The following is a 16,186-nucleotide window of genomic DNA, read 5'->3' as shown; positions in this document are numbered from 1 at the left end:
TGTGATCGTCTCGTAACATTGCCCGCATGTCTTCGACCGAGCTGCCGGAAACCCCCGCCGCTGCCGCCCTGGCGCCACGGGTGAGCGCGGTCGGGGTCGCCGAGGGCGAGGAGCTGCGCTCCGTGAGCCTGTCCGGCCTCACGCTGACCGTCCGCTCACGGCCCGGCACCGGCGCCGGCCGCGAACCCGCGCTGTACGTCCACGGGCTCGGCGGCTCCTCGCAGAACTGGTCGGCGCTGATGCCGCTGCTCGCGGACCGGCTCGACGGCGAGGCCGTGGATCTGCCCGGCTTCGGGGACTCCCCGCCGCCGGACAACGGTGACTACTCGCTCTCCGCCCATGCCCGCACCGTGATCCGTCTGCTCGAATCCTCCGGCCGCGGGCCCGTCCATCTGATCGGCAACTCGCTCGGCGGCGCCGTCTCCACCCGCGTCGCGGCCGTCCGGCCCGACCTGGTGCGCACCCTGACGCTCGTCTCGCCCGCGCTGCCGGAGCTCCGCGTCCAGCGCACCGCCTGGCCGACGGTTCTGGTGGCGCTGCCCGGAGTGGCCTCCCTGTTCGCGAAGCTGAGCCGGGACTGGACCGCCGAGGACCGCACCCGCGGGGTGCTGGCCCTCTGTTACGGCGACCCGGGCAGGGTGAGCCCCGAGGGGTTCGACGCGGCCGTCAGGGAGATGGAGCGGCGCCTCCAACTGCCGTACTTCTGGGACGCGATGGCGCGCTCGGCCCGTGGCATCGTGGACGCGTACACCCTGGGCGGCCAGCACGGCCTGTGGCGGCAGGCGGAGCGGGTGCTCGCGCCGACGCTGCTCGTGTACGGGGCGCGTGACCAGCTCGTCTCGTACCGGATGGCGCGCCGCGCGGCGGCCGCCTTCCGTGACTCGCGGCTGCTGACCCTGCCCGACGCCGGGCACGTGGCGATGATGGAGTACCCCGAGGCGGTCGCACGGGCCGTGCGGGAGCTGATCGACGACAACAGCGGCGGCGGACGCCGCGACGACCGAGGAAACAGGAGCTGATCCGGGGCGTGGGACGACACAGCCGACCCGAGGAATCCGGCGACGCGGCGCCGATACCCCAGGCGCCCCCGGCCCCCGAGGCCGAGCCGACCGTCGCCTCCGGCAGCGGCCGGCGCAGACGGCAGGGCAGGGACGCCGCCCACGGAGGACACCACGAGTCCGCGGGCACCCCGGCCTCCGGCACCCCGCGAGTGCGCGGCGGCCATCCCCAGCACCACGAGGACGGCCCGGCCCGTTACGGCGACCGGCAGGGCAGGCCGCGGCCGGCCGAGCGCGCCCCGCGCGACGGCGGCGCCCCGCGCATCCCGGGCCCGCGCCGCTCCTACACCGAGGCCTTCGACGGGCCCGACACCCGGTCCACGGCGACCTCGCACACGGTCCCCGTGCCGCTGCGCGACGGGACGACCGGCCCCGACGCAACGAACAGCACGAACAAGAACAAGAAGGCGAAGGACCCCAAGGGCCCCAAAGGTTCCCGGGACCCCAAGGACCCGAAGGACCCCAAGGACCCCAAGGACCCCAAGGACCTCAAGGACCCCAAGGGTTCTCGGAGTCCCAAGGCCTCCAAGGCCTCCAAGGGGCGGACGTTCACCGGGATCGCGGCCGCCGCGGTGACGACCGTGCTCGCGGTCGTCGTCGCCGGACAGGTCACATCGGACGGCGCCAAGCACGACGCCGCCGGCAAATCGGCGGCCGACAAGGCGCGGGACGAGGACGGTTCCGCGTCGCGGGGCAGCGGGCGCTCCACCCCGCAGATCGCCCCCGCGGTCCTGACGTACGACCAGAAGATGGCCCAGCAGTTCCCGCTCGACGCCAAGCTCAAGGGCTCCGGCGACTTCGAGACGGTGCCGGGCGCGGCCGCCGCGCCCGGCAAGGGGCACAAGTACCGCTACCGGGTCGACCTGGAGAAGGGCCTCGGCCTGGACGGCGATCTGTTCGCCGAGGCCGTGCAGAAGACGCTCAACGACGACCGGAGCTGGGCGCACGGCGGGGCGATGACCTTCGAGCGGGTCTCGTCGGGCAAGCCGGACTTCGTGATCACTCTGGCCAGCCCCGGGACCACCGGCGTGTGGTGCGCCAAGTCGGGCCTCGACACCACGGAGGACAACGTCTCCTGCGACTCCGCCGCCACCGACCGCGTGATGATCAACGCGTTCCGCTGGGCGCAGGGCTCGGTGACGTTCGGCTGGGGCAAGGCGATGCTCACCTACCGGCAGATGCTCATCAATCACGAGGTCGGCCACCGCCTCGGGCACAACCATGTGAGCTGCCGCACTCCCGGTGCGCTCGCGCCGGTGATGCAGCAGCAGACCAAGTCCCTCGACATCGACGGGATCCAGTGCCGGCCCAACCCCTGGGTGTATCCCCAGAGTTGACGCCGACGCGATGCGACCGTCCCGCCATGTGGGACGGCCGTCTCGTTCTCGATTGACAGTGGACAGCCGTTCGTTCATATTTCTCGGCATGTCGCACCGTCACGCCACCACCGAACGCGCCGCCATCGAGCTGGCGCTCATCGGCGTGACCGGGCACAGCGTGGCCGACGTTCTCTGTAGCTGACGCAGTCCCGAGCGCGTTCGACTCTTCCCTTTTCCCTTTTGCGCCCGGGTATCGCCGTGCTTCCGCACGGCCTCCGCACACGGGCGCAGCCACTCCCTCCCCCTCCGGTACGGATTCCTCATCCGGTACGGGGCCGGTGCTGCGGGCGCCGTGTGCGCCGCCTGCCCAGCAGTCACCGAGAGGTCTCCTTCCGATGCGTCACACGTCCATTTCGTCGAGGAACGTCGCAAGAGCGGCCGCCATAGCCGTGGTTCTGGCCGTGGGCGCCGTCGCCTGCGGCCCCGAGGACGGCGGTGCCAAGAGCGCCGGGTCCGCCGCCTCCGGCACGCCCCACAAGGGCGGCGCGCTCAGCGTCCTCAACAACGAGGCGCAGACCGACTTCGACCCCGCCCGGCTCTACACCTCCGGCGGCGGCAACGTCCCCTCGCTCGTCTTCCGCACCCTGACCACCCGCAAGCGCGCGAGCGGCGCCGAGGGCACCAAGGTCGTGCCCGACCTCGCCACCGACACCGGCCGGCCCAACGCGGACGCCACCGTGTGGACGTACACCCTCAAGGACGGCCTCACGTACGAGGACGGCAGTCCGATCACCACCGCCGACATCAAGTACGGCATCGAGCGCTCCTTCGCGGCCGAACTCTCCGGCGGCGCACCGTACTTGAGGGACTGGCTGGTCGGCGGGGCGAAGTACGCGGGCCCGTACAAGGACGGCGGCAAGGGGCTCGACTCGATCGAGACGCCCGACGCGAAGACCATCGTGTTCCACCTGAACAAGCCCGAGGGCGAGTTCCCCTTCCTGGCGACCCAGACGCAGTTCGCGCCCGTCCCCAAGGCCAAGGACAACGGCACCAAGTACGAGGAGCACCCCGTCTCCTCGGGCCCGTACAAGGTCGTCAAGAACGAGAACGACGGCGAGCACCTCGTCCTGGCGCGCAACCCCCACTGGTCCGAAGCCACCGACAGCGAGCGCAAGGCCTATCCGGACACCATCGACGTACGCTCCGGGCTCGACCAGGCCGTCATCAACCAGCGGCTCTCCGCGTCACAGGGCCCGGACGCCGCCGCCGTCACCACCGACACCAACCTGGGCCCGGCCGAGCTGGCCAAGGTCAGCAGCGACAAGCAGCTCGCCGCGCGCGTCGGCACCGGGCACTTCGGCTACACCAACTACATCGCGTTCAACCCGAACGTGAAGCCGTTCGACAACCCCAAGGTCCGCCAGGCCATCGCGTACGCCGTCGACCGCACCTCGGCCGTCAACGCCGTGGGCGGTTCCTCGCTCGCCGAGCCCGCCACCACCTTCCTGCCGAACCAGAAGGCCTTCGGGTACACCCCGTACGACCCGTTCCCGGCGGGCGCGTCCGGCAACGCCGACAAGGCCAGGGAGCTCCTGAAGGAGGCGGGCTACGCCGACGGTCTGACCGTCACGCTCACCCACTCCAACGCCAAGGGCGGCCCCAAGGGGCCCGAGGTCGCCACCGCCCTCCAGGACGCCCTGAAGAAGGCGGGCATCACCGTCAAGCTCCAGGGTCTCGAAGGCAACGACTACAACGACACCGTCGCCAGCGCCAAGAAGGAGCCCGGGTTCTTCCTGCGCGGCTGGGGAGCGGACTGGCCCTCGGGCGGCCCGTTCCTCGCGCCGATCTTCGACGGCCGCCAGATCGTCCAGGACGGCGCCAACTTCAACACCGGCTTCCTGAACGACCCTTCCGTCAACAGCGAGATCGACGAGATCAACAAGCTGACCGACCTGACCGCCGCCGCCCCGCGCTGGGGCGCGCTCGACAAGAAGATCGGCGAGCAGGCCGTGGTCGTGCCGCTGTTCCACCCCGTCTACAAGCGGCTCGTCGGCAAGGACGTCAAGAACGTCGTCATCAGCGACTGGACCGGCGTGCTCGACATCGCGCAGGTCGCGGTCAAGTAGCCATGTCCGAAGCCCTGTTGACCACCGGGGCGGGCGTCGTCGCGCCCGCCCCCGGCGGCCGTCTCTTCTGGCGGCGGCTGCGCGCCCAGCGCGCGGTCACCGCCGCCGTGGCCGTCTTCGCCCTGCTCGTCCTCGTCGCGATCGCGGCCCCGCTGCTCACCGCGCTCGAAGGCCAGGACCCCAACGCCTACCACCCCGCCCTCGTCGACTCCGCGAGCGGCGGTGTGCCCATCGGCTCGTTCGGCGGGATCAGCGGATCGCACTGGCTCGGTGTCGAACCGCAGACCGGCCGCGACCTGTTCGCCCGGATCGTCTACGGCGCCCGCGTCTCGCTCGGCGTCGCCTTCGTCGCGACCCTCATCCAGGTCGCGCTCGGCGTCGGGCTCGGCCTGTTCGCCGCGCTCGGCGGCCGCTGGGCCGATCAGATCGTCAGCCGCGTCACCGATGTCGCGGCCGCCCTGCCCATGCTCGTCATCACCCTCGGCCTGCTCGCGGTGGCGCCCGCCTCGGTCCCGCGTCCGGTCCTGATCACGCTGATCATCGCCGGGCTCGGCTGGTTCGGCACCTCGAAGATCGTGCGGGCCGGAGCCCTGTCGCTCAAGACCCTGGACCACGTCTCGGCGGCCCGGCTCAGCGGCTGGGGCACCTGGGCGATCGCCCGCCGCGAGCTGCTTCCCGCGCTCGCCGCACCCGTGATCACGTACGCGGTCCTCCTCGTCCCCACCAATGTGGTGACCGAGGCGGCCCTGTCCTTCCTCGGCGTCGGCATCAAGCCGCCCACCCCGTCCTGGGGGCAGATGCTCACCGATGCCAACACCTGGTACCAGGCGGCCCCGACCTATCTGCTCCTGCCGGCCGGGCTCCTCTTCGTCACCGTCCTCTCCCTGACGATGATCGGTGAGGGAGTGCGCACGGCCCTGGACCCCAGAGCGGCGTCGCGCCTGCGCGTCGGCACGGCCAAAGCCCGGAAGGAGAAGGTGAGTTGAGGAACTCCACCGGATTCACCGTCTTCCTCCTCAAGCGGATCGCGGGGGCCGTCTTCGTGCTCCTGGCCCTCTCGGTCATCGTGTACGCGGTCTTCTACGTGGCTCCCGGCAACGTCGCCCAGATCGTCTGCGGCGAACGCTGCTCACCGCAGCAAGTGGCCTTGGTCCACGACAAGCTGGGGCTCGACGATCCGCTGTACCTCCAGTACGCCCACTTCGTCCGGGGCATCGTCGCCGGCCGCGACTTCTCCTCCGGCACGGGAGTGGTGCACTGCTCCGCGCCCTGCCTCGGCCAGTCCTACCGGACCGACGATCAGGTCACCCACCTCCTCCTCGCCAAGCTGCCGGTCACCGGCTCGCTCGTGGTCGGCGCGTTCGCGCTGTGGCTGCTCATCGGGGTCGGCACGGGTGTCCTCTCCGCGTGGAAGCGCGGGGGAGCCGTCGAGCGGATCCTCACCTGGCTCACCCTGGCCGGCACCTCCACTCCTGTCTTCGTCATCGGCCTGCTGCTGATCATCGTCCTCTGCTCCACCTTGCAGTGGCTGCCGTTCCCGCAGTACGTGCCGTTCACCGACAACCCCGAGCAGTGGTTCTGGGGCCTGCTCCTTCCCTGGTTCTCGCTCGCCCTCATCGAATCGGCCAAGTACGCCCGCCTGACGCGTAGTTCCATGCTGGAGACGCTCGCCGAGGACCATGTACGGACGTTCCGGGCGTACGGGCTGACCGAGCGGGCGATCGTCGGACGCCACGCGCTGCGCGGCGCCGTCGCCCCGGTCATCGCGCTCAGCGCGCTCGACGTGGGCACGATGTTCGGCAGCGCGGTGCTCACCGAAACGCTGTTCGGCATCCCCGGCATCGGGCGCCAGCTGGTGGAGTCGGTGCGCACGGTCGACCTGCCCGTGGTGGTCGGCGTGGTCCTGACCACCGGATTCTTCGTGGTGCTTGCCAATGCGGTCGCGGACGTCCTGTACGCGATGGCGGACCGACGGGTGGTGCTGTCATGACCGAGCCCCTGGTGGAAGTGGCCGACCTCGGCATCTCCTTCGGCGACGTACGGGCCGTGGACGGGCTCTCCTTCACACTCCGGCCGGGCGCGGCGCTCGGCGTCGTCGGCGAATCCGGCTCGGGCAAGAGCGCGTCGGCGTACGCGCTGCTCGGTCTCCACCGGGGCACGGGGGCGCGGGTCACCGGCTCGGTCCGGGTCGCCGGAGTGGACGTACTGGCGGCCTCCGACGCCGAACTCCGCGCCCTTCGGGGCGGTTCGGCGGCGATGGTCTTCCAGGACCCGCTGTCCTCCCTCGACCCGTACTACACGATCGGGGACCAGATCGCCGAGGTGTACCGGGTGCACAAGGGCGGCTCGCGGCGGGCCGCGCGGGCGCGGGCGGTCTCCGTCCTCGACCGGGTCGGCATCCCGGACGCGGCCCGCAAGTCCCGGTCCCGTCCGCACGAGTTCAGCGGCGGAATGCGGCAGCGGGCCCTGATCGCGATGGCGCTGGCGTGCGAGCCGCGCCTGCTGATCGCGGACGAGCCGACGACGGCGCTCGACGTGACCGTCCAGGCGCAGATCCTGGACCTCCTGCACGACCTGCGCCGCGAGACGGGCCTCGGCCTGCTCCTGGTCACCCATGACGTGGGGGTCGCGGCGGAGAGCGTGGACGAGGTGCTGGTGATGCGGCGGGGCAGGGAGGTGGAGCGGGGCCCGGTGGGCACGGTCCTGACCTCCCCGGGAGAGCCCTACACGAAGACCCTCCTGTCCGCGGTCCCGAGACTCGCCCCTCCTGGGGCCGAGCCCCGTAAGGGGCGCGGGGAACCGCGCGCGGAGCGGGCCCGGTCCGCAGCCGTTCCGTCCCCCTTGAGGGCTTCGGGAAGGGGCGGTGCGGGGGGCACCTCCGCCGGAGGAAGAGACCTCGTCGTCGAGGCCGTCGGGCTGCGCAAGGCCTTCGGGCGGGGGCGCGCCGCGTTCACCGCCGTGGACGGGGTCTCGCTCCAGGTCCGGCGGGGCGAAACCCTGGGGATCGTCGGGGAGAGCGGAAGCGGCAAGACCACCCTGGGCCGCATGCTGGTGGGCCTCCTGGAGCCGACCGCCGGGCACATCACCCGCACCGGCTCCGTGCAGATGGTCTTCCAGGACCCCGTCTCCTCCCTCAACCCCCGGCGCTCCATCGGCGAATCCGTGGCCGACCCGCTGCGCGCCGCGGGCGAACGTGACGGCTCCCGGATCCGCACCCGCGTCGCCGAGCTCCTGACCCGCGTCGGACTCGACCCGGACCGGTACGACGGATACCCGCACGAGTTCAGCGGCGGACAGCGCCAACGCATCGGCATCGCACGGGCCCTGGCCGCCCGGCCGCAGCTGATCGTGTGCGACGAACCCGTATCGGCCCTCGACGTCACCACCCAGGCCCAAGTCACCGCGCTGCTGGCGGAGTTGCAGCGCGAGCTGGGCCTCGCGCTGGTCTTCGTCGCGCACGACCTCGCCGTGGTGCGGCAGGTCAGCGACCGGGTGGCGGTCATGCACCGGGGCCGGATCGTGGAGGAGGGCGAGGCCGACGTGGTGTACGGGGCGCCGCGGGACCCCTACACCCGGCAGCTGCTCGCGGCCGTGCCCTCGCTGGACCCCGCAGAGGCCGCGGCCCGGCGCGCCGCGCGCCGCGCCCCGCTGCGCGAGGGTGCGCCCGTGGCGTAGCCCAGAGTGACCGGCACGACCCGTAGCGCCACCGAACGCCACCGGGTCGGGAAAGTTACGTGCATTCACCCCTTCTGGTGGCGCGATGGACAACCGTCCGTCGCGCCATCGGCATATCCGCATACGTTCTTCCCGCTGCGAGTCGCCGTGGTCAACGGTGGCCGCCCACAAAGGAGATCGGGGGTGCGCACATGCGGATCGGACTGCTCACGGACGGCGGATATCCGTACACGGCCGGCGAGTCCGGACTGTGGTGCGACCGGCTCGTGCGCGGGCTCGCGCGGCACGAGTTCGACATATTCGCGCTGAGTCGGAGCCGTGAACAGGAGGCGCGCGGCCTGGTCGCGCTGCCGCCCCACGTGCGCCGGGTGCGGACCGCCCCACTGTGGGCCGCGCCCGAGACCCGCGCCGGCCGCAGGCGCGCCGAGCGCGGCTACGGGCGGCGCGAACGCCGTGAATTCGCGGCCCAGTTCGGGCGCCTCGCCACCGCCCTGTGTACCGACGGGGCCGACGGCGCGGGCGGCACGGGGTCCGCCGAAGGCGCCGACGGCTTCGCCGAGGGGCTCTACGGGCTCGCCGCCCTCGCCCGCGAGCACGGCGGGCTCGGCGGTGAACTGCGCTCCGAGACGGCCGTCCGCATCCTGGAGGCCGCCTGCCGCGCGCCCGGCGCGAACCGGGCCGTACGGGCCGCCCGGGTGCCCGACCACCTCGCCTTCGCGGCCCTCCTGGACCGCACCCTGCGCCCCCTCTCGCTCGACTGGTACGGCGACGACGCCCTCGCCTCGGTCGACCTCAGCCATGCCGTGTCCGGCGGCCGGGCGGCGCTTCCCGGCCTCCTGGCCAAACGCTTCTGCGGAGTCCCGCTCCTGGTCACCGAGTACGGGGTCCAGCTGCGCGCCCAGTACCTCGCCAACGCACAACTCTCCGCCTCCGTACGGGCGTTGGAGGCAGGATTCCAGCGTCGCCTCGCCGCCGAGGTGTACGCGCGGGCCGAGCTGATCACCCCCGGCAACACCCATGCCCGGCGCTGGCAGGAGCGCTGCGGAGCCGACCGGGCCAAGCTGCGGACCGTCTACCCCGGCATGTCGGCGGACCGGTTCCACGCGGTGGGCGAGGGCGCGTACGGCGGGGAACCGCACACCCTGGTGTGGGTCGGGCGGATCGAACCGGCCAAGGACCTCATCGCGCTGCTGCACGCCTTCGCCGAGGTCCGCAAGGCCGAACCGGACGCCCGGCTACGGCTGTTCTCGGCGCCCGCGCACGACGCCGAGGCCGCCGGCTACCTCGCCCAGTGCCGTGCGCTGGCCGCCCAGCTCTTCCCCGACGAGGCCGCCGACGCGCACGCGATCGGCGACAACCCCGTGTCGTTCGAGGAGATCGGCGGCCCCGAGGCACCCGAGCTCGCCGACGCGTACGCCGCGGGAAGCGTCGTCGTCCTGTCCAGCGTCGTCGAAGGCTTCCCGCTCAGCCTCGTCGAAGCGATGTTCTGCGGCCGGGCCACCGTCTCCACCGACACCGGCGCGGTCGTCGAAGTCATCGGCGGGACCGGCCTCGTCGTGCCCCCGCGCAACCCCCGCGCGCTCGCCGACGCCTGCCTCGCGCTGCTGCGCGACCCCGAGCGGCGCTCGCGCCTCGGCGCCGCCGCCCGCGCCCGCGCGCTCGAACTGTTCACCGTCGAGCAGAACCTCGCGGCATTTCGCGGCATTTACCTGGAGCTCATGTCCCACAATCCGGTCCACCGCGACAGCGCCGACGAGGCGGTCGCGCCCCAGCCCTTCGCGCACCCGGCCGAGGCCCATGTGCCCGGACGCTGGGTGGCGCCGACCGCGGCTCGCGGCCGGGCCGCGCAAGGCAAGCACGGGCCCGGCCGGGCGGACGGCCCGGTCGCCGTCCTGATGCAGGAACGTCTCGACACCGCGAGGGAACGCGACGCCGCGGCGGAAGGGGAGGGCGCGTGAACGACCTCCCCTCCACCCCGGCCGCCGGCACTGCCTGGGACGGCCGCTCGCACGACGCCCTCGCCGCCAAGGAGACCCGCGCCGCCGCACCCGCCCCGAGCGGTACAGGACACGGCATCACCAAGCGGCGCGGACCCGCCGACCCCGTCAAAGCGCTCATGCACCGCCATCGCGAACTCTGCGAGCGGGCCGTCGACCCGCTGGAGATCGCGGCCGGCCTCGAAGCGCACGGCGTCACCGACCGCACCGCCGCCCGCTTCAGACACCGCGACGTCTTCTCGCTCGCCGAAGAGCTCTACGCCCGCGTACCGCGCGACACCGAACCAGCAACGCCCGCAGCTGAGGTGAAGACCACGCCCGCAGGGTGGGCGCTGTGGGCGCTGCTGCCCGGCGCCGTCGGCGTCCTCGCCGTCACCGGAGTGGAGGCCACCCCCGCGGGGCTCGGCCCGGCCGTCGGCATTCTCGGCGCCGCGGCCTTCGTCGCGGCCCTCACCCTGGTCCTGCACCGTGTCCCCCTGCGCGCCGTCCCCCGCGCCGGCCTGGCCGTCCGGCTCTGCGCCGGCTGGCTGACGGCGTACGCGATCGGCGGCGACGGGCTGCTCGCCGACGCGGTGCGGGGCGGCCCCGACGGGGGCTGGTCATGGAACCCGGCGGCGGCCACCGGCCTCGCCCTGGCGGTCGCGCCCGGCATCTGGTGCGCGCACCTCTTCTCGGTGCGCACCCGCCGAAGGCTCGCGTCGAGCCGGGGCTTCGCCGACTTCTCGGGACGGTCCAGACCGCTGCTCCTGGCGACCGCGGCGCTGTTCGCCGTCGCACTGACCGCCTGCCTGTCCCTCTGTCAGTTCGCTTGGGCCGCACAGCCGTTGGGCGGCGCCGTCGCGCTCGGCATGCTGCTCTGGCTCGCCCGGCTGCTCGCCGCGCACGGGTTCGCCCGCGCCGCGGCCAAAGTGCTGGCTGCCGCGGCGGGCGCCGAACTCCTCGCCCTGTGCTGCGTGTTCGCCGGGCGCCTGCCCGGTCTGTCCCTCATCGGCCGGCCCGTCGCGGCCGCCGTCCAGAACTGGGGCGCCGGGGCGCTGCCCGCCGCCGTGTGCGGCGCCGCCGCCCTCGCCCTGCTAGTCAGGGCCGCCGCGGTACTCGCCCGCGCCTCGGCCCACTGCGACCAGTGAGGCGCCCGTCGACCGACGCGCCCACCCCACCGAAGCGCCGAACCCGCCTGACCGCGTCACGGAGCAGGCGACAAGGCATTGAAGGAGAAAGACACATGACCGCCCTGCCACCGGCCTCCCGCCGCACGCACGGAAGGACCGCGCGATGAGGGTGCTGCTGCTCGGAGCCAACGGATACCTCGGCCGGTTCGTCGCCGACCGGCTGCTCGCCGACCCCGCCGTCCAGCTCACCGCCCTCGGGCGCGGCGACGACGCCGACGTACGGTTCGACCTCGCCACCGGCAGCCCGGGAGCCCTCACCCGCTTCCTGGACGCCGTACACCCCGGAGTCGTCGTCAACTGCGCCGGAGCGATCCGCGGCGGCGCCCGCGAGCTGACCCGGCACAACACCGTCGCCGTCGCCACCGTCTGCGAGGCCCTGCGGCGCAGCGGCTGCGGCGCCCGCCTGGTCCAGATCGGCTGCGCCTCCGAGTACGGGCCCTCGCAGCCCGGCTCGTCGACCGCCGAGGACGCGGTGCCGCGCCCCGGCGGACCGTACGGCGTCTCCAAGCTCGCCGCGACCGAACTCGTCCTCGGCTCGGGGCTCGACGCGATCGTGCTCCGCGTCTTCTCGCCCGTCGGCCCCGGCACCCCCGCCGGTTCGCCGCTCGGCCGGCTCGCCGAGGCGATGCGCCGCGCCATGCAGTCCGGGGACGGCGAGCTGAAGCTCGGCGGGCTCGGAGTGCAGCGGGACTTCGTGGACGTGCGCGATGTGGCGCGAGCCGTACACGCCGCCTCGCTCTCCGCGGCCCAGGGCGTGGTCAACATCGGCACCGGCCGCTCGGTGAAGCTCCGCGACGCGGCCGCCGTCCTCGCCAGGGTCGCCGGCTACGCGGGCGCCCTGCACGAACTGGACGGCCCGCCCGTGATGCGCCCCGGCCTCATCGGATCCCCGCGCTCCGGCGACGCCGCGCTCGACCACCTCGCCGCGCCCTCGCCGTACCCCGACGGCTGCGGCAGCTGGCAGCAGGCCGATGTGCGCACCGCACGCGACCGCCTCGGCTGGCGGCCCCGGATCAACCTGGAGGAGTCACTCGCCGACATCTGGATGGAGGCGGCATGCCGAATCTGACCCGGACCGCCGGGCCGCGCGCGGCGACCGGCGCCGGCCGGCTCGGCCTCGGGGTCCCCGGCTACGCCCATCCGCTCGTCGCCCCCGTCGAGTGGGCCGAACTGACGCGCCCGGGAACGCCGTTGCACTGGGCCGTGCTCAATGTCGCGGGCGGCACCCCGGGCGGTCCCGGAAGCCGGCCCGACCCGCACTGTCTCGAAGCGGCCGGGAAACTCCGCAACGCCGGGATCCGGGTGCTCGGCCACCTCGACGCGGCGCACGGCACCCGGTCCTTCGGCGAGCAGATCTCCGAGGCCCAGCGCTACCTCGACTGGTACCGGGTCGACGGCTTCTACCTGGACCGATGTCCCACGGAACGAGACGACCTTCTCGACATGCGGCGCACGGCGGAAGCCCTGCGGGCCCTGCGCGAGCGGGCCCACCTGGTCTTCGGGCACGGCACGCATCCCTGTCCCGGTTATGCCGAGCTGGCCGACCAGCTGGTCACCTTCACCGGTCCGTGGAGCGAATACCGCTGGTCGCAGGTGGCCGAGTGGACCGCGGACCACCCGCAGGAGCGCTTCTGCCACCTGGTGCACGGCGTGCCGAGGACCCATCTGGAAGAGGCGCTGCGGATCGCCCGCTGGCAGGGCGCGGGGACGATCTACTTCACGGACCGCCCCGACCGGGCCCCGCGCGGAAAAGGACACATCGACCCATTCGAGACACTGCCCGGTTACTGGGACGAAATCGTCTCGCGGATCGGACCCGGTATCTCGGAATGAGGGGGAGCGTGGCAGTGTTACGGAGAGAACAACCGTACTGACATACCGACCAACGGAGTTTCCGTGTCGCTGCCACCCCTGGTCGAGCCAGCAGCTGAGCTCACCGTAGACGAGGTCCGCAGGTATTCGCGTCACCTGATCATTCCCGACGTCGGGATGGACGGGCAGAAGCGGCTGAAGAACGCGAAGGTGCTCGCCGTGGGCGCCGGCGGTCTCGGCTCGCCTGCCCTGATGTACCTGGCGGCGGCCGGTGTCGGCACGCTCGGCATCGTGGAGTTCGACGAGGTCGACGAGTCGAACCTCCAGCGCCAGATCATCCACAGCCAGGCCGACATCGGCCGCTCCAAGGCGGAGTCCGCGCGCGACTCCGTCCTCGGCATCAACCCGTACGTGAACGTGGTCCTGCACGAAGAGCGGCTCGAAGCCGAGAACGTGATGGACATCTTCAGCCAGTACGACCTGATCGTCGACGGCACGGACAACTTCGCGACCCGCTACCTGGTCAACGACGCGTGCGTGCTCCTGAACAAGCCGTACGTGTGGGGCTCGATCTACCGCTTCGACGGCCAGGCCTCGGTGTTCTGGTCGGAGCACGGCCCCTGCTACCGCTGCCTCTACCCGGAGCCCCCGCCGCCGGGCATGGTCCCCAGCTGCGCCGAGGGCGGCGTGCTCGGCGTGCTGTGCGCGTCCATCGGGTCCATCCAGGTCAACGAGGCCATCAAGCTCCTCGCGGGCATCGGTGAGCCGCTCGTCGGCCGCCTGATGATCTACGACGCCCTGGAGATGCAGTACCGCCAGGTCAAGGTCCGCAAGGATCCGAACTGCGCGGTCTGCGGCGAGAATCCGACCGTCACCGAGCTCATCGACTACGAGGCCTTCTGCGGCGTCGTGTCCGAGGAGGCCCAGGAAGCGGCCATGGGCTCCACGATCACTCCCCGGCAGCTCAAGGAGTGGATCGACGCGGACGAGAAGATCGAGATCATCGACGTCCGCGAGCCGAACGAGTACGAGATCGTCTCCATCCCCGGCGCGAAGCTGATCCCGAAGAACGAGTTCCTGATGGGCTCGGCCCTCGAATCCCTGCCCCAGGACAAGCGCATCGTCCTGCACTGCAAGACGGGCGTCCGCTCGGCGGAGGTCCTCGCGGTCCTCAAGGCCGCTGGGTTCGCCGACGCGGTCCACGTGGGCGGCGGCGTGATCGGCTGGGTCAACCAGATCGAGCCGGAGAAGCCGATCTACTAGGCGCCGGGTTCTTCGGCTGCGGACCGGTGGGGGCCGTTCGCGCAGTTCCCCGCGCCCCTTAGCGGGCGCGGGGACTGACATGTGCGGCTCCGCCGCGTGGGCGCGACCAGCCACGGACGGCCCGCAGTCGAGGAACAACCCCGCTATTGGCACACCGCGCCGGCACCCGGCACCTTCCCGTCCAGCAGATACGCGTTCACCGCGTTCTGCACGCACTTGTCACCGCTGTCGTACGCCCCGTGCCCCTGGCCCTTGTACGTGAGTTCCACGCCGACCCCCGGACCCAGCTTGTCCACCATGTTCTTGGCGCCCGCGTACGGCGTCGCGGGGTCGCCGGTGTTGCCCACGACCACGATCGGCGCCGAGCCCGGCGCGCTCACGTCGGGCGTCGTCCACTGGCCGGCGACCGGCCACTGCGAGCAGCCGAGCAGACCCCAGGCCATGAAGTCGCCGAAGACGCGTGACGCCCCGCGGAACTCCGGCAGCTTCGCCTTGGCCTGCTCCACCGTGTAACGCTGCTTGAAATCAACGCAGTTGATGGCCGCGTTGGCCGCCTGGATGTTGCTGTACGAGCCATCCTTGGCGCGCCCGTTCATGGCGTCCGACAGGACGAGGAGCAGCGCCCCGTCGCCGCCCTCCGCATCGTCCACGCCCTGTTCGAGCAGCCGCCAGTACTCCTTGGAGTACAGGGCCTGTGCGATGCCGTTGGTGGCCTGGGTCTGGGTGAGCTGCCGGCCGCTGTTGCCGGCCGGGATGGGCTTCTTGCCGAGCTGGGCGAGGAGGTCGACGATGACGTCCTCGACCTCCTTGACGTCGGAGCCGCGCAGCAGGCACTTGTCGCCGCGGTTCACACAGTCCTGGGCGAAGTTGTCGAGGGCGAGCTGGAAGCCCTTGGCCTGGCCGAGCGCGCCCTGCTCGACGTCGTTCGTGGGGTCGACGACGCCGTCGAAGACGGCCCGCCCGACGTTCTTGGGGAACAGGTGGGCGTAGACGCCGCCGAGCTCGGTCCCGTACGAGATCCCCATGTAGTTCAGCTTCTGGTCGCCGAGCACCTGGCGCAGCAGGTCCATGTCGCGGGCCGCGTTGATGGTGCCGACGTGCGGAAGGACGGTGCCGGAGTTGTCCTGGCAGGCCGTGGCGAACGACTTCAGGCTGTCGACGTACGACTTTTCCCGGGCCGGGGTGTCGGGGGTGGCGTCCTGTGCGAAATAGGTGTCGAGCTGGGAGTCGTTCTCGCAGCGCACGGGGGCGCTCGCGCCGACCCCGCGCGGGTCGAAACTGACCAGGTCGTAGCGGCCCCGCAGCGCCTTGTAGTCGCTCGCGGCGGCGGGCAGGGTCGTCACGCCGGAGCCACCGGGGCCGCCGAAGTTGAAGACGAGCGAGCCGATGCGCCGGGCCTTGTCGGTGGCCTCGGCGCGGATGAGGGCCAGATCGAGAGTGCCGGCCTTGGGATCGGCGTAGTCGAGCGGCACCTTCATCGTGGCGCACTTCCACTGGCCGCCGCCGGGTGGCGCCGAGGGCGCCGCGCCCGTGCCTTCCGCCGCGGTGGGCGCCGCGCACGGCTTCCAGCTCAGCTTCTGCGTGGCGAGCTTCGCCGGGTCGGCGGCACCGGAGCCGAGCCCGTTGTCGTCCTTGCCTCCGCCGGAACAGCCGGCGGCGGCGAGCAGGAGGGCGGCGGCGCCGAACGCGGTCGCGCGCGTCCGCTTGCGAGGGGCACGGTGGTGATCCATCCCCCCATCCTGCGGCGCGGGCACCGGGGCTGCGCGA

At 72.3% G+C, this 16,186-nt stretch carries 13 protein-coding genes; 12 read left to right on the top strand and 1 reads right to left on the bottom strand.

Annotated features, from left to right (window positions below):
• The first annotated feature begins 26 nt into the window (after positions 1-26).
• The 12 genes from OG432_RS10090 (at position 27) to moeZ (ending at position 14,419) form a co-directional block, all read left to right on the top strand.
• A complete protein-coding gene (locus OG432_RS10090; protein WP_328309918.1) occupies positions 27-1,019 on the top strand; it encodes an alpha/beta fold hydrolase in 993 nt (330 codons plus the stop codon).
• 8 nt (positions 1,020-1,027) lie between these two features.
• Positions 1,028-2,395, top strand: a complete 1,368-nt coding sequence (locus OG432_RS10085; RefSeq protein WP_328309917.1) for a DUF3152 domain-containing protein — start codon at positions 1,028-1,030, stop codon at positions 2,393-2,395.
• Positions 2,396-2,483: 88 nt separating this feature from the next.
• Positions 2,484-2,579, top strand: a complete 96-nt coding sequence (locus tag OG432_RS10080) for an Ms4533A family Cys-rich leader peptide (RefSeq protein WP_323177914.1) — start codon at positions 2,484-2,486, stop codon at positions 2,577-2,579.
• Between the two features lie 193 nt (positions 2,580-2,772).
• Positions 2,773-4,503: an ABC transporter substrate-binding protein gene (locus tag OG432_RS10075; RefSeq protein ID WP_328309914.1), complete on the top strand. Its 1,731-nt coding sequence runs from the start codon at positions 2,773-2,775 to the stop codon at positions 4,501-4,503.
• A 2-nt stretch (positions 4,504-4,505) separates the two neighbouring features.
• Positions 4,506-5,489, top strand: coding sequence for an ABC transporter permease (locus OG432_RS10070; RefSeq protein ID WP_328309912.1), 984 nt, complete (start codon positions 4,506-4,508; stop codon positions 5,487-5,489).
• Positions 5,486-6,493 (top strand): ABC transporter permease, encoded by a 1,008-nt coding sequence (locus OG432_RS10065; protein WP_328309910.1) that lies wholly within the window; start codon positions 5,486-5,488, stop codon positions 6,491-6,493. The genes OG432_RS10070 and OG432_RS10065 overlap by 4 nt, the downstream gene beginning before the upstream one ends.
• Positions 6,490-8,178 carry an ABC transporter ATP-binding protein gene (locus OG432_RS10060; protein WP_328309908.1) on the top strand — a complete coding sequence of 563 codons (1,689 nt, stop codon included), beginning with the start codon at positions 6,490-6,492 and terminating at the stop codon, positions 8,176-8,178. Before OG432_RS10065 ends, OG432_RS10060 begins: the two co-directional genes overlap by 4 nt.
• Positions 8,179-8,369: 191 nt before the next feature.
• The gene (locus OG432_RS10055) at positions 8,370-10,136 is read left to right on the top strand and encodes a DUF3492 domain-containing protein (RefSeq protein ID WP_328309906.1); all 1,767 of its coding nucleotides are present in this window, start codon (positions 8,370-8,372) and stop codon (positions 10,134-10,136) included.
• Entirely contained in the window at positions 10,133-11,302 is a 1,170-nt protein-coding gene (locus tag OG432_RS10050) for a hypothetical protein (RefSeq protein WP_328309904.1), read from the top strand. The genes OG432_RS10055 and OG432_RS10050 overlap by 4 nt, the downstream gene beginning before the upstream one ends.
• Before the next feature lie 145 nt (positions 11,303-11,447).
• A complete protein-coding gene (locus OG432_RS10045) occupies positions 11,448-12,413 on the top strand; it encodes an NAD-dependent epimerase/dehydratase family protein (RefSeq protein WP_328309902.1) in 966 nt (321 codons plus the stop codon).
• The gene (locus OG432_RS10040; RefSeq protein WP_328309900.1) at positions 12,401-13,177 is read left to right on the top strand and encodes a spherulation-specific family 4 protein; all 777 of its coding nucleotides are present in this window, start codon (positions 12,401-12,403) and stop codon (positions 13,175-13,177) included. Before OG432_RS10045 ends, OG432_RS10040 begins: the two co-directional genes overlap by 13 nt.
• A gap of 63 nt (positions 13,178-13,240) precedes the next feature.
• A complete protein-coding gene (gene moeZ / locus OG432_RS10035) occupies positions 13,241-14,419 on the top strand; it encodes an adenylyltransferase/sulfurtransferase MoeZ (protein ID WP_328309898.1) in 1,179 nt (392 codons plus the stop codon).
• Positions 14,420-14,562: 143 nt separating this feature from the next.
• Here moeZ and OG432_RS10030 read toward each other — a convergent pair whose 3' ends face one another.
• Positions 14,563-16,149 carry an alpha/beta hydrolase gene (locus OG432_RS10030; protein WP_328309896.1) on the bottom strand — a complete coding sequence of 529 codons (1,587 nt, stop codon included), beginning with the start codon at positions 16,147-16,149 and terminating at the stop codon, positions 14,563-14,565.
• Positions 16,150-16,186 lie beyond the last annotated feature (37 nt).

Origin of the sequence: Streptomyces sp. NBC_00442, assembly GCF_036014195.1 — a bacterium.
Classification (GTDB): Bacteria; Actinomycetota; Actinomycetes; order Streptomycetales; family Streptomycetaceae; genus Streptomyces.
The sequence above is the reverse complement of the archived record's forward strand: the minus strand, read 5'-3'. Positions and strand labels throughout refer to the sequence as shown.

Excerpts from the sequence above, each read along its gene's own strand:
- OG432_RS10040 (WP_328309900.1), top strand. The coding sequence starts at position 12,401 with ATGCCGAATCTGACCCGGACCGCCGGGCCGCGCGCGGCGACCGGCGCC.
- OG432_RS10060 (WP_328309908.1), top strand. The coding sequence starts at position 6,490 with ATGACCGAGCCCCTGGTGGAAGTGGCCGACCTCGGCATCTCCTTCGGC.
- OG432_RS10070 (WP_328309912.1), top strand. The coding sequence starts at position 4,506 with ATGTCCGAAGCCCTGTTGACCACCGGGGCGGGCGTCGTCGCGCCCGCC.
- OG432_RS10030 (WP_328309896.1), bottom strand. The coding sequence starts at position 16,149 with ATGGATCACCACCGTGCCCCTCGCAAGCGGACGCGCGCGACCGCGTTC.
- OG432_RS10090 (WP_328309918.1), top strand. The coding sequence starts at position 27 with ATGTCTTCGACCGAGCTGCCGGAAACCCCCGCCGCTGCCGCCCTGGCG.
- OG432_RS10080 (WP_323177914.1), top strand. The coding sequence starts at position 2,484 with ATGTCGCACCGTCACGCCACCACCGAACGCGCCGCCATCGAGCTGGCG.
- OG432_RS10045 (WP_328309902.1), top strand. The coding sequence starts at position 11,448 with ATGAGGGTGCTGCTGCTCGGAGCCAACGGATACCTCGGCCGGTTCGTC.
- OG432_RS10075 (WP_328309914.1), top strand. The coding sequence starts at position 2,773 with ATGCGTCACACGTCCATTTCGTCGAGGAACGTCGCAAGAGCGGCCGCC.
- OG432_RS10055 (WP_328309906.1), top strand. The coding sequence starts at position 8,370 with ATGCGGATCGGACTGCTCACGGACGGCGGATATCCGTACACGGCCGGC.